Genomic DNA, 11,752 nt, shown 5'->3' with positions numbered 1-11,752 from the left:
AGGCGCCTGAAGCGGCGGATCCCGGTCGGGGCGGCCCGCGCTCCGACCGAAATATTACTCATGAGTACACCCAGTTCATTCCCCCTGAGCAAGCGCTTTGAACTGTGACCTTCCCAACGCTCCGTAATCGGGCGGCGGTGCCGCGCTCCGGGAACTCTCAGTCGCGCAGAGCGTTGAAGCGACCTTGGTGGTACAGAAGCGGGCGCCCCTCGCCCGCCGGGTCGCCGTCGACGACCTCCGCGAGCACCAGACGGTGGTCGCCCGCGGGCACGCGCGCCACGATCCGGCAGACCAGCCAGGCCAGCGCGCCGTCGAGCACGGGCACCCCCTCGGGCCCCTCGCGCCAGCGGGTGGGCGCGCCGAAGCGGTCGGCGCCGCTGCGCGCGAACGTGGCGGCGAGGTCCTGCTGGTGCTCGCCGAGTATGTGCACGCCGACGTGGTCCGCCTCGGAGATCGCGGGCCAGCTGGAGGCGCCGGTGCCGATGCCGAACGAGATCATCGGGGGTTCGGCGGAGACCGAGGTGAGCGAGGTGGCGGTGAAGCCGACGGGGCGTGAGCCCTGCGCGGCGGTGATCACGGCGACCCCCGCGGCATGTCGGCGGAAGACCGAGCGCAGCAGGTCGGGGGTGGTGAGCCGGGGAGTGCCGAGGGCGGGCGATGCCGTCATGGAGTTGTCCTTCTGCCGGAGGTGCGAGCGAGGTCGTCGGTGCTCAGCAGTGCGGACAGCGCGCGCTCGCGTGGCGGGCGAGGTCCACATGGACGCGCTCGTACAGAAGGAGATCGCGAGGCATGGCAGCAGGCTCGCGACAGATGGCATGTGCAGTCAAGTCGATTCCGCCAGATGAAAGATGCGTCACTGCCGCACCCCCGCGCCGTCCGCCGTGACCTGCGCGGCGACCGGCTCCACGGCCTGCCCCAGAGCGGCGATCACATCGGCCCTGCGGGGCTGTCCGGCGGCCCGGCGCACCTGGCGCCCCCGGGCGTCCAGGACGAGCACCGTGGGCGTCTTGAGGACGCGCAGTTCGCGTACGAGAGCCAGGCGCTCCTCGGCGTCGATCTCCACGTGGGCCACGCCGGGCACCATCGCGGCCACGTCGGCGAGAACTCTGCGGGTGGCGCGGCAGGGCTGGCAGAAGGCGCTGGAGAACTGCACGACCGTGGCCCGCTCCCCCAGCGGCGCGCCGATGTCCGCCGCGCCGAGCGGCCGCCCTGCGTCGCGTCCCCCCATCTCGCGTCCTCGCACCTGTGCCTCCCGCCCCGACGCCGTCTTCCGTTCGCTCCCCAGTACAGCGCTCATACGCCCGTAAAGATTCCGACGTGACGAGAATCTCCCGGATCGGCGGCACCAAGGGTGGCCAGTCGTCCGTTCATGGGGCACGATCTGCGCAACGCCGAAAACCTACGGCTGCGTAACTTTCCCGCCGGGAGCCCCCTCCCCAGGCAGAAACGAAGGGCCCTCCCCACCCATGGCAGAGCTTGTCTACCGTCCGGTCATCGGTGCCGCGAAAACCCTGTTCAAGGCATGGGACCTGAAGATCGACTGCAAAGGGTCGGAGAACATCCCCCGCGTCGGTGGCGCGGTCCTGGTCAGCAACCACATCAGCTACCTGGACTTCATCTTCGACGGTCTCGCCGCCCTCCCGCAGAAGCGTCTGGTGCGCTTCATGGCGAAGGAGTCGGTGTTCCGCCACAAGATCTCCGGTCCGCTCATGCGCGGGATGAAGCACATCCCCGTCGACCGCAAGCAGGGCGAGGCGGCCTACGCGCACGCCCTGGACTCGCTGCGCTCCGGTGAGGTCGTCGGCGTCTTCCCCGAGGCGACGATCTCGCAGTCCTTCACGCTGAAGTCGTTCAAGTCGGGCGCCGCGCGCCTGGCCCAGGAGGCCGGCGTACCGCTCGTCCCGGTCGCCCTGTGGGGCACCCAGCGGCTGTGGACCAAGGGGCACCCGCGCAACTTCAAGCGCAGCCACCTGCCGATCACGATCCGCGTCGGCGAGCCGGTGGAAGCGCCCCAGGACCAGTTCGCGGGCGCGATCACCCGGCGACTGCGCGAGCGCTGCCAGGAGCTCCTGGAGGCCGCGCAGCGCGCCTATCCGGTACGCCCCAAGGGTCCGGACGACACCTGGTGGATGCCGGCGCACCTCGGCGGCACGGCGCCGACCCCCGCCGAGGTCAAGGCCGCCGAGGCGAGCTGAGCTCCCGCTCCGGACGGCCCGTGTGACTACTCCGGCGCGCGGACGGTGATCCGCGCGCCGGGGCTGAACTTCTCCAGGAGTTCGGCGAGCTCGGCGCCCGCGGCCTCCAGCCCCGCGTCCGGGCCCATGCCCTCCAGCAGGAAGACCGCGTTCACGGACTCCTCCGTGAGGCGGGTGCGCGGGCCCTGGCGCCAGTTCCAGCGGCGGCAGGTGACGCCCTCGTCGTCGCACCAGACGACCTCACCGGGCTCGGGGTGCTCGACGACCCGCTCCCCCGCCGCGGCGGTCACGAAGTCCTCGTCCCCGCTCGCCCGCACCAGGCGCATGCCGCCCTTGATCAGGTCCAGGTCCTCGCCGCCGACCGGGATCAGATGCGCCACGCTGATCGCGTTGTAGACGTCGACGAGGGCGTTGATGCGCGGCAGGCCACCGTCGGCGAGAGCCCGCCTGGCGAGGGCCTCGGCGGAGTTGCGGGTGCGCGAGGGCTTGGCCCCGAACGCCGTGTAGACGGCGCGCCAGGCGACCATGTGCGGGTCCTCGTGCGGAGCCCGCCCGTCCAGGCGTGCGGCCAGCCTGCGGGCCGCGTCGTCGAGCAGCTCCGACGTGGCGTCGGTGCTGGGGCCGTTGACGAGTCCGTGCGCCTCGACGGCGACATGGGTGAAGCCGGGCGCGAGGGCGCGCACGTCGTCGGACACGGTGAGCGTGAGGGTCATCGTCTGCCTTGCTGCGTCGGCGCTTCTCAGAGCGTGTCGGGAAGGTTCTCCCACAGGTACGGCCGGTCCGGGGAGTCCTTCATGACGTCCAGGACCGCCGCATGCGGTACAGCGAAGAGTACTGGATAGTCCACCTCATTGGACTCCGGATCCGGCACCCAGGCCAGCCGCTCACCCTCCAGCGAGAACTGGGCGTCGACGCCCGGCTTGTTCCCGCGGCAGTCCTGCCGGTGCCAACCGCCCCGGAAACGCACCGCGACGAGCCCATGGAGACAGTGCCCGGTCCCGGCGTCATGGGTCAGCCGCTGATAGCAGAGCGCGGTCGGGATGTCCTCGGCCCGCAGCAGGGCGGCGAGCGCGTGGGCCTTGGCGTGGCAGATGCCGGTGCCCTGCGCAAGGACGTCGGAGGCCCGCCAGGTGACGCGCATGTCGCCGCTGTCGGCGGAGTGCGGAATGGTGTCGCGCACGAACTCATAGGCGGACTGCGCGTATACGTATGAATCCGCGGCCTTCCCCGCGAGGCGCGCGGCGGTCTCGCGTACGAGCGGATGGTGATGATCGATGACCTCGTCGGCGGCCAAGTACGCGGACAGGTCTGGGTTTTCCTGGATCAGCTGCATGGCCGGGAGCATAGGAATACGACCGACCGCGAGTCAATGACTTTACGGTCGGCCGTATATCTATGCGGCACTGGCTCCGGTGCGGGCCGTCAGCGCGCCATCTCCTCCTTGAGCGCCGCGAGGAACCCGTCGACGTCCTCCTCACGGGTGTCGAACGCGCACATCCAGCGGACGTCGCCCGCCGCCTCGTCCCAGAAGTAGAAGCGGTAGCGCTTCTGCAGGCGCTCGCTCACGTCGTGCGGCAGCCGCGCGAAGACGGCGTTGGCCTGCACCGGGTAGAGGATCTCCACGCCGTGCACGGAGCGGACGCCCTCCGCGAGGCGCTGGGCCATCTCGTTGGCGTGCCGGGCGTTGCGCAGCCAGAGGTCCTTGGCGAGCAGCGCCTCCAACTGCACCGAGACGAAACGCATCTTGGAGGCGAGCTGCATGGACATCTTGCGCAGGTGCTTCATGTGGCGCACGGCGTCCTGGTTGATGACCACGACGGCCTCGCCGAACAGCGCGCCGTTCTTCGTGCCGCCCAGCGACAGGATGTCGACGCCGACCGCGTTCGTGAACGTCCGCATCGGGACGTCGAGCGCCGCGGCGGCGTTGGCTATGCGCGAGCCGTCGAGGTGCACCTTCATGCCGAGCTGGTGGGCGTGGTCGCAGATCGCGCGGATCTCGTCGGGCGTGTAGAGCGTGCCCAGTTCGGTGTTCTGCGCGATCGAGACGACCTGCGGCATCGCGCGGTGCTCGTCGTCCCAGCCGAACGCCTGCTTGTCGATCAGCTCGGGGGTGAGCTTGCCGTCGGGCGTGGGCACCGTGAGCAGCTTGAGGCCGGCCATGCGCTCGGGGGCGCCGCCCTCGTCCACGTTGATGTGCGCGGACTCGGCGCAGATCACCGCGCCCCAGCGGTCGGCGACCGCCTGGAGCGCGACGACGTTGGCGCCCGTGCCGTTGAACACCGGGAACGCCTCGGCGGTGGCGCCGAAGTGACCACGGATCACCCGCTGGAGGTTGGCCGTGTAGTCGTCCTCGCCGTACGCGATCTGGTGGCCGCCGTTGGCGAGGGCCAGGGCGGCCATCACCTCCGGGTGCGCGCCCGCGTAGTTGTCGCTCGCGAAGCCGCGCACATCCGGGTCGTGGTGACGTCTGGCGTCGGTCTTCGGCGGGTTCACCGCTTCCTTGTCGCGGGCGGTCACGGCTTCTCGGTCAGCCACAGGCGGTTTCCGTTCACTTCCCCGGCGGGCCGCTCCCAGACGCCCGCGATGGCCTCGGCCAGATCCTTGACGTCCGTGAAGCCCGCGAACTTCGCGTTGGGCCGCTCCGCGCGCATCGCGTCGTGCACCAGCGCCTTGACCACCAGGATGGCAGCCGCCGCGCTCGGGCCGTCCTCGCCCCCCGCCTTGCGGAAGGCGTCGGCCAGCGCGAGCGTCCAGGCCTCGGCCGCCGCCTTGGAGGCCGAGTACGCCGCGTTGCCCGCGGTCGGCTTCGACGCGCCCGCCGCGCTGATCAGCAGATAGCGGCCGTTGCCGCTGCGGCGCAGACCGTCCTCGAAGGCGAGGGAGGTGTGCTGCACGGTGCGGATCAGGAGCTTTTCGAGCAGGTCCCAGTCGGCGAGGTCCGTCTCGGCGAAACTGGAGCTGCCGCGCCAGCCGCCGACGAGGTGGACCAGGCCGTCGATCCGGCCGAACTCCTTCTCCGTGCGCGAGGCCCACGCACGGGTGGCGTCGAGATCGAGCAGGTCGACCGTGTCGCCCGTGACCGTGGCCCCGCCGTGCGCGTACCGCGCGGCGTCGACGGCCTCCGCGAGGCGCGCCGCGTCGGCGTCCGACGCCACGACGGTGGCGCCCGCCTCGGCGAGCCTGAGCAGCGTGGCGCGGCCCGCGGGTCCGGCGGCCCCGGCCACCGCGATGACGGCTCCATCCAGTGCGGACATGGTCCTCGCCTCCTCCTGGCGGCCGCTCACGCGGCGACCTGCTCGGCGCTCGCGGCAGCGGTGATCCCCTTGGTGGAGGCGATCACGTGCTTCAGCTTCTTGGAGAGCGCCTCATAGAACATGCTGAGCGGAAACTCGTCGGGAAGCACCTCGTCGACGAGTTTGCGCGGCGGGAGCGAGGTGTCCAGGGCGTCCGGGCCCTTGGCCCAGCGCGACCCGGGGTGCGGGGCGAGATAGCCGGAGACCAGGTCGTACGCGGCGAACCAGTGGACCAGCTTGGGACGGTCGATGCCGGCGCGGTAGAGCTCCTCGATCTCGCCGCAGAGCTGGTTGGTGATCTGCGGGGCGCGCTCCCAGTCGATGGTGAGCTTGTTGTCGGTCCAGCGGACCACGTCGTGCTTGTGCAGGTACGCGAAGAGGAGCTGGCCGCCGAGCCCGTCGTAGTTCTTGACGCGGTCGCCGGTGACCGGGAAGCGGAACATGCGGTCGAAGAGGACGGCGTACTGCACGTCGCGCGCCTGCGGGACGCCCTCGGCCTCCAGCTTCACGGCCTCCTTGAAGGCGGTGAGGTCACAGCGCAGCTCTTCGAGGCCGTACATCCAGAACGGCTGGCGCTGCTTGATCATGAAGGGGTCGAAGGGCAGGTCGCCGTGGCTGTGGGTGCGGTCGTGGACCATGTCCCACAGGACGAACGCCTGCTGGCAGCGGTCCTGGTCGCCGACCATCGCGCGGATGTCGTCGGGCAGTTCGAGCCCGAGGAGGTCCACGGCGGCCTCGGTGACGCGGCGGAACCGGGCCGCCTCGCGGTCGCAGAAGATGCCGCCCCAGGAAAAGCGCTCCGGGGCCTCGCGCACGGCGATCGTCTCGGGGAACAGGACGGCCGAGTTCGTGTCGTACCCGGCGGTGAAGTCCTCGAAGGTGATGCCGCAGAACAGCGGGTTGTCGTAGCGCGTGCGCTCGAGATCGGCCAGCCAGTCGGGCCAGACCATGCGCAGGACGACCGCCTCCAGATTGCGGTCCGGGTTGCCGTTCTGCGTGTACATCGGGAAGACGACCAGGTGCTGCAGGCCGTCCTCGCGGTGCGCCGCGGGCTGGAAGGCGAGCAGCGAGTCGAGGAAGTCCGGCACCCGGAAGCCGTCCTCGGCCCAGCGGCGCAGGTCGGCGACGAGCGCCTGGTGGTACGCCGCGTCGTGCGGCAGGAGCGGGGCGAGCTGGTCGACCGCGGAGATCACGCGGTCCACCGTGAGCTCGACGACGGCCTTCGCCGGGGCGCCGTCCGCCTCGAAGTCGATCGAACCGTCCGCGGACTGCCAGGGCCGGATCTCTTCGACGGCGTCCTTGAGCACCGGCCACGCCGGGTGGTCCACCACCCGCCCATCAGCGGAAGGAACCGCACCCTCCGTACCCGACTGCACAAGAATTTCCGTCATAACCCATCCTCCACGGGAGAACCTCGCGTATGAACACCGTATGCATGCGAGGTTCTCCGCGACAAGGGGGGTCTCGGGAAATTATCCTGTGCGACCCCCTTCCGTACCGCTGTTTTTCCTGCGCTTACCCGCTGAGGCAACCGCATACGCCACTTCTGCCATCGCCTTCGCCGCTTCGGGCAGCAGGTCGGGGAACCCCAGGAAACCGTGGAACATGCGCGGGTGGTGGTGGAGGGCGACGTCCACACCGGCGGCCCGCAGTCGCTCCGTGTAGGCGAGGCCCTCGTCGCGCAGGGGGTCGCAGCCCGCGGTGACCAGGAGCGCGGGCGGCAGCCCGGCGAGGTCGGCCGCCCGCAGCGGCGAGGCCAGGGGGTGCGTGCCGTCGCCGTCGGGGCCGAGGTACTGCCGCCAGAACCAGCGCATGTGCGCGGCGGTCAGGAAGTGGCCCTCCGCGTTCTCGCGATACGAGGGCGTGTCCTGGGCTGCGTCGAGCACGGGATAGACGAGCACCTGCAACGCGACGGCCGGGCCCCGCTCGTCCCTCGCTCGCAGGGCCACGGCGGTGGCGAGCCCGCCGCCGCTGCTGTCCCCCGCGGTGACCAGGGCGGCCGGTTCGCCCCCGAGGGACGCGCACTCCGCCGCGGCCCAGCACAGCGCCGCGTACGCGTCGTCGACGGCGGCGGGGAAGCGGTGCTCGGGGGCGAGGCGGTAGGCGACGGAGACCACGGTCGCCCCTGACGCGACGGCCAGGCGGCGGGCCGTGGCGTCGTGGGAGTCGAGGCCGCAGAGGGTGTAGCCGCCGCCGTGGAAGAAGACGACGGTGGGCCGTGGCCCCTCGGCTTCCCGTTCCGGGACGTAGAGGCGTACGGGAATCCCGGGGGCGCCCGGCGGGCCGGGAACGGTGCGGTCCTCCACCGTGGCGACGGCGGGCGGCGCCTTGGGGGCGGCGGGCGCGGCGGCGAGGATGCGGCGGGCCTCGACGGCGTCGGTGACGGTGCCGCCGAGGTCGGGGAAGGCGGCGGCGAGGGCGTCCACGAGGGGGCGGGCGGCGGGGGCCAGGCGATCCGGGGCGGAGGGCGGCGCGGCCGGCGTCGCCCGGGCGGGGTCGGCCGGCATCAGGCGGTGCCCGCTTCCTGGGCGCGGAAGTACGGGATGACCTTCTCGCCCCACTGCCGCAGGGTCTCCATGCAGGCCTCCTGCGGGACGGTGCCCATCTGGATGAGGCACATGATCTCGTCGGCCCCGGCGTCGCGCAGCCGCTCCACATAGGCGATGGCGTCGTCCGCCGTGCCGTACGCGTGGTCGGCGTTGAACGTGGCCGTCGAGGTGGGGCGCACCGGGATGTGGTGCTCGTGCAGCCGCGCGACGACCTGCTCGGCGGCCTTGCGCATCTCGGCGGCCTCGTCGCTGCCCTCGACGACCGCCTCGTCGGGGATGCCGGCGCCGCCGTACCAGTGGCCGATGGACTGCGCGAAGAACCGCTGTCCGCGGATGCCGACGCGCCGCGCGGTCTCCCGGTCGTCGAGCACGATGGTCGGACACAGCACGGAGAAGTGGTCGTTGACGACGCTCGACACGAAGCGGGCGTCGGTGCGGGCGGCGACGGCGGCGTCGTACGCCCGGCGCATCTCGGCGATCGACTCGGGCCCCGCGAACCCCATCACCAGGGCGCCGATGCCCAGTTCGGCCGCCTGGGTCAGCGTCTCGGTCCTGCTGCACGCGAGGAAGAGCGGCGGGTGCGGGGTCTGCCGCGGGCGCGGCAGGATCGGGTGCGGGTCGATGTCCAGGAGCGCGCCGTGGTGCTCCAGCTCCTCCTTCTCCCAGGCCTTCCCGATGATCTGGAGCGCCTCCTCGACCTCTTGGGTCGTCCGTTCCTTGTCGACCCCGCACAGCGACGTCTCCTGCGCCGTGCCGCCCCGGCCCGCGCCGAGGTCGAGCCGGCCGCCGGAGAGGAGGTCGAGCATGGCGGCGCGCTCGGCCACGCGTGCCGGGTGGTTGAAGCGGAACGGCATGCAGACCACGCCGTGCCCGATCCGGATGGTGCTGGTCCGCGCGGCGACCCAGGTCAGGAAGATCTCCGGCGCGCTCATGTGCGCGTACCACTTGAGGGAGTGGTGCTCGACCGCCCAGACGCGGTCGAACCCCATCTCCTCGGCGAACACGGCCTGTTCGACGCTGTCGCGGATCACTTGGTGCTCACGCTCGACGGTCGGGTCGGCGAGCTGGGCTTCGAAGATGACGGAGAACTTCACGTGCCCTCCCGGGATAGGTGCCGATGCGGCATGGCCCTTGTTTCGATTCACCATATGACTAGTCGTCATACCGCGAACAAGCAAGAGTCTCCGAGGGGGTGGTTCGTGTCAGCGATAGCCTGCGTCACCATGACGCGCATATGGATGCTTCCGGTACTGCTCGTGTGCTGCGGTGCGGCCCTCGCGACCGGGCTGGCCCTCATGGGGAACCCCGGCGCCGCCGCGGCGCTGTCGGCCGCGTTCCTGGTGCTCGCGGGCGTGAACTCGCCCCTGGTCTTTCCCCGGTCGATCGGCGCGCGGGAGGCACAACGGCGCAGCGCGGCCGACGGCAGGCCGGTCGTGTACTGGCGTCCGGGCTGCGCGTACTGCTTGCGGCTGCGCGTCCGCCTCGGCCGTGGCGCCGCCCGGCGGTTGCACTGGGTCGACATCTGGCGCGACCCGGAGGGAGCCGCGGAGGTGAGGGCGGTCAACGACGGCAACGAGACCGTGCCGACGGTCGTCGTGGCGGGCCGGGCGCACACCAACCCCGATCCGGGGTGGGTGCGCGCACAGCTCTCCCGTTCCGCGTGATCCCGCACCGCGCCCCGCGACCTCGCGGGGCGCGGTGCACCGGTCAGACCGTCCTGGCCAGGCGGTCCGCGAGGAGCTTGGCGAAGCGGGCCGGGTCGGACAGGTCGCCGCCCTCGGCCAGCAGGGCGGTGCCGTACAGGAGCTCGGCCGTCTCGGTCAGCGCCGCCGCCTCGGAGTCGGAGGCCGGGCGGGCATCCGGGACCGCCCCGGAGCCGGCGGCCGCCTCGGAGTCGGGGGCCGCCCCGGATTCGGGGGCCGCGTCCGTTTCCGTCTTCGCGTCCGGCTCCGTAATCGCGGTCGCGGCGTACCGCTCGTGCGCCGCCTTCAGGCCGCTCACCAGCGGGTGCTGCGGGTTCAGTTCGAGGATGCGCTGGACCGACGGGACGTTCTGGCCCATCGCCTTGTACATCTTCTCCAGCGTCGGCGTGAGGCCCTCGGCGTCACTGACGAGGCACGCGGGCGAGCTGGTCAGACGGGTCGTCAGACGCACGTCCTTCACGTCGTCGAGCGTCTTGGTGAGCCAGGTCAGCAGCGGCGCGTACGCACCGGACTCCTCCTGCGACGGCTCCTCCTGGGAGGGCAGGTCGACCGCGCCCCGCGCGATGGACTGGAACCCCTTGCCGTCGTGCTCCGGCACCGCCTCGACCCAGATCTCGTCCACCGGGTCGGTGAGCAGCAGGACCTCGTACTCCTTGGCCTTGAAGGCCTCCAGGTGCGGGGAGTTCTCGACCTGCGCGCGGCTCTCGCCGGTCATGAAGTAGATCTTGTCCTGGCCGTCCTTCATGCGGGAGACGTAGTCGGCCAGGGTGGTGGGCTCGTCACCGGCGGTCGAGGCGAAGGACGCGATGTCGAGGATCGCCTTCTGGTCCTCGGGCCCGCCGAGCAGCCCCTCCTTGACGGCGGCACCGAACTCGCGCCAGAACGTGCGGTACTTGTCCGCGTCCTTCTTCATCAGGTCCTTGATGGTCGAAAGGACCTTCTTCGCGAGGCGGCGGCGGATCAGCTGGATGTGCCGGTCCTGCTGGAGGATCTCGCGGGAGATGTTCAGCGACAGGTCGGCGGCGTCCACGACTCCCTTGACGAAGCGGAGGTAGTCCGGGAGCAGTTCGCGGCTGTCGTCCATGATGAACACGCGCTTCACGTACAGCTGGATGCCGTGCCGGGCGTCGCGCTGGAACAGGTCGTGCGGGGCGCGCGCCGGCAGGAAGAGCAGCGCCTCGTACTCGAAGGTGCCCTCCGCCCGCATCTGGATGACGTCGAGCGGGTCCGTCCAGTCGTGGCTGATGTGCCGGTAGAACTCGCGGTACTCCTCGTCCTTGACCTCCGAACGCGGGCGCGCCCAGAGCGCCTTCATCGAGTTGAGGGTCTCGTCGCCGAACCGGATGGGGAAGGAGATGAAGTCCGAGTACCGCTTGACGATCTCCCGGATCTTGCGGTCGTCGGCGTAGTCGAAGAGCGCGTCCTCCTCGTCCGTGGGGCGCAGGTGGACGGTGACCGAGGTGCCCTCCGGCGCGTCCTCGACCGTCTCGATGGTGTAGGTGCCGCCGCCGTCGGACTCCCAGCGCACCCCGGACTCCTCGCCGGCCTTGCGCGTGAGCAGGGTGACCTTGTCGGCGACCATGAAGACGGAGTAGAAGCCGACGCCGAACTGGCCGATCAGCTCGGCCGCTTCCTTGTTCTCCTTCAGGCGGCGCAGGGTCTCGGCCGTGCCGGACCGGGCGATGGTGCCGATGAGGCCCACCACGTCCTCGCGCGACATGCCGATGCCGTTGTCCCGCACGGTCAGCGTGCGGGCCTCGCCGTCGGCCTCGACGTCGATGTGGAGGTCGTCGGCCCGGAGGCTGTCGTCCTGCAGCCCGGCGAGGCGCCGCTTGTCCAGCGCGTCAGAGGCATTGGAGATCAGTTCACGCAGGAAGATGTCCTTGTTCGAGTAGATCGAGTGGACCATCAGCTGCAGGAGTTGCCGTGCCTCGGCCTGAAACTCCAGCGTCTCGGTGCTCATTGCGTCCCTTCTGGTCAAACCTTCTGGTCACACGGCGTGCGCACGCGCA

At 70.9% G+C, this 11,752-nt stretch carries 12 protein-coding genes; 2 read left to right on the top strand and 10 right to left on the bottom strand.

Annotated features, from left to right (window positions below):
- Positions 1 to 157: 157 nt before the first annotated feature.
- Positions 158 to 667, bottom strand: a complete 510-nt coding sequence (locus tag AB0L89_RS16290) for a flavin reductase family protein (RefSeq protein ID WP_365140773.1) — start codon at positions 665 to 667, stop codon at positions 158 to 160.
- A 186-nt stretch (positions 668 to 853) separates the two neighbouring features.
- Positions 854 to 1,228: a thioredoxin family protein gene (locus tag AB0L89_RS16285; protein ID WP_365140770.1), complete on the bottom strand. Its 375-nt coding sequence runs from the start codon at positions 1,226 to 1,228 to the stop codon at positions 854 to 856.
- Between the two features lie 238 nt (positions 1,229 to 1,466).
- Here AB0L89_RS16285 and AB0L89_RS16280 point away from each other — a divergent pair, with 238 nt between their 5' ends.
- Positions 1,467 to 2,195, top strand: coding sequence for a lysophospholipid acyltransferase family protein (locus AB0L89_RS16280; protein ID WP_365140767.1), 729 nt, complete (start codon positions 1,467 to 1,469; stop codon positions 2,193 to 2,195).
- Between the two features lie 26 nt (positions 2,196 to 2,221).
- Here the strand turns inward: AB0L89_RS16280 and AB0L89_RS16275 are convergent, their stop codons facing one another.
- The 7 genes from AB0L89_RS16275 to AB0L89_RS16245 all read right to left on the bottom strand — a co-directional run bounded on the left by AB0L89_RS16275 (position 2,222) and on the right by AB0L89_RS16245 (position 9,131).
- Positions 2,222 to 2,908 (bottom strand): phenylalanine--tRNA ligase beta subunit-related protein, encoded by a 687-nt coding sequence (locus AB0L89_RS16275; RefSeq protein WP_365140764.1) that lies wholly within the window; start codon positions 2,906 to 2,908, stop codon positions 2,222 to 2,224.
- 26 nt (positions 2,909 to 2,934) lie between these two features.
- On the bottom strand, positions 2,935 to 3,528 hold the full coding sequence (locus AB0L89_RS16270; protein WP_365140761.1) for a transglutaminase domain-containing protein: 594 nt from the start codon (positions 3,526 to 3,528) through the stop codon (positions 2,935 to 2,937).
- 89 nt (positions 3,529 to 3,617) lie between these two features.
- Positions 3,618 to 4,688 (bottom strand): low specificity L-threonine aldolase, encoded by a 1,071-nt coding sequence (locus AB0L89_RS16265; protein WP_365141080.1) that lies wholly within the window; start codon positions 4,686 to 4,688, stop codon positions 3,618 to 3,620.
- Between the two features lie 20 nt (positions 4,689 to 4,708).
- On the bottom strand, positions 4,709 to 5,449 hold the full coding sequence (locus AB0L89_RS16260; RefSeq protein ID WP_365140758.1) for an SDR family NAD(P)-dependent oxidoreductase: 741 nt from the start codon (positions 5,447 to 5,449) through the stop codon (positions 4,709 to 4,711).
- A gap of 26 nt (positions 5,450 to 5,475) precedes the next feature.
- Positions 5,476 to 6,879 carry a DUF6421 family protein gene (locus AB0L89_RS16255; RefSeq protein WP_365140755.1) on the bottom strand — a complete coding sequence of 468 codons (1,404 nt, stop codon included), beginning with the start codon at positions 6,877 to 6,879 and terminating at the stop codon, positions 5,476 to 5,478.
- Positions 6,880 to 6,960: 81 nt separating this feature from the next.
- Positions 6,961 to 7,995, bottom strand: a complete 1,035-nt coding sequence (locus tag AB0L89_RS16250; protein WP_365140752.1) for an alpha/beta hydrolase — start codon at positions 7,993 to 7,995, stop codon at positions 6,961 to 6,963.
- Positions 7,995 to 9,131 carry an LLM class flavin-dependent oxidoreductase gene (locus AB0L89_RS16245; protein WP_365140749.1) on the bottom strand — a complete coding sequence of 379 codons (1,137 nt, stop codon included), beginning with the start codon at positions 9,129 to 9,131 and terminating at the stop codon, positions 7,995 to 7,997. The genes AB0L89_RS16250 and AB0L89_RS16245 overlap by 1 nt, the downstream gene beginning before the upstream one ends.
- 129 nt (positions 9,132 to 9,260) lie before the next feature.
- On the opposite strand from AB0L89_RS16245, the gene AB0L89_RS16240 reads away from it, so the two are divergent.
- The gene (locus tag AB0L89_RS16240; RefSeq protein ID WP_365140746.1) at positions 9,261 to 9,701 is read left to right on the top strand and encodes a glutaredoxin domain-containing protein; all 441 of its coding nucleotides are present in this window, start codon (positions 9,261 to 9,263) and stop codon (positions 9,699 to 9,701) included.
- A gap of 43 nt (positions 9,702 to 9,744) precedes the next feature.
- Here AB0L89_RS16240 and htpG read toward each other — a convergent pair whose 3' ends face one another.
- Positions 9,745 to 11,703: a molecular chaperone HtpG gene (gene htpG, locus AB0L89_RS16235; RefSeq protein WP_365140743.1), complete on the bottom strand. Its 1,959-nt coding sequence runs from the start codon at positions 11,701 to 11,703 to the stop codon at positions 9,745 to 9,747.
- Positions 11,704 to 11,752: the final 49 nt, after the last annotated feature.

It is taken from the genome of Streptomyces sp. NPDC052114 (genome assembly GCF_040680155.1).
In the GTDB taxonomy this organism is placed as follows: Bacteria; Actinomycetota; Actinomycetes; order Streptomycetales; family Streptomycetaceae; genus Streptomyces.
This window is presented reverse-complemented; position numbering and strand designations above follow the sequence as displayed.

What these genes read in the sequence shown, in the direction of transcription:
- htpG (WP_365140743.1), bottom strand. Translation starts at nt 11,703, where the DNA reads ATGAGCACCGAGACGCTGGAGTTTCAGGCCGAGGCACGGCAACTCCTG.
- AB0L89_RS16270 (WP_365140761.1), bottom strand. Translation starts at nt 3,528, where the DNA reads ATGCAGCTGATCCAGGAAAACCCAGACCTGTCCGCGTACTTGGCCGCC.
- AB0L89_RS16275 (WP_365140764.1), bottom strand. Translation starts at nt 2,908, where the DNA reads ATGACCCTCACGCTCACCGTGTCCGACGACGTGCGCGCCCTCGCGCCC.
- AB0L89_RS16255 (WP_365140755.1), bottom strand. Translation starts at nt 6,879, where the DNA reads ATGACGGAAATTCTTGTGCAGTCGGGTACGGAGGGTGCGGTTCCTTCC.
- AB0L89_RS16260 (WP_365140758.1), bottom strand. Translation starts at nt 5,449, where the DNA reads ATGTCCGCACTGGATGGAGCCGTCATCGCGGTGGCCGGGGCCGCCGGA.
- AB0L89_RS16290 (WP_365140773.1), bottom strand. Translation starts at nt 667, where the DNA reads ATGACGGCATCGCCCGCCCTCGGCACTCCCCGGCTCACCACCCCCGAC.
- AB0L89_RS16285 (WP_365140770.1), bottom strand. Translation starts at nt 1,228, where the DNA reads ATGGGGGGACGCGACGCAGGGCGGCCGCTCGGCGCGGCGGACATCGGC.
- AB0L89_RS16240 (WP_365140746.1), top strand. Translation starts at nt 9,261, where the DNA reads ATGACGCGCATATGGATGCTTCCGGTACTGCTCGTGTGCTGCGGTGCG.
- AB0L89_RS16250 (WP_365140752.1), bottom strand. Translation starts at nt 7,995, where the DNA reads ATGCCGGCCGACCCCGCCCGGGCGACGCCGGCCGCGCCGCCCTCCGCC.
- AB0L89_RS16280 (WP_365140767.1), top strand. Translation starts at nt 1,467, where the DNA reads ATGGCAGAGCTTGTCTACCGTCCGGTCATCGGTGCCGCGAAAACCCTG.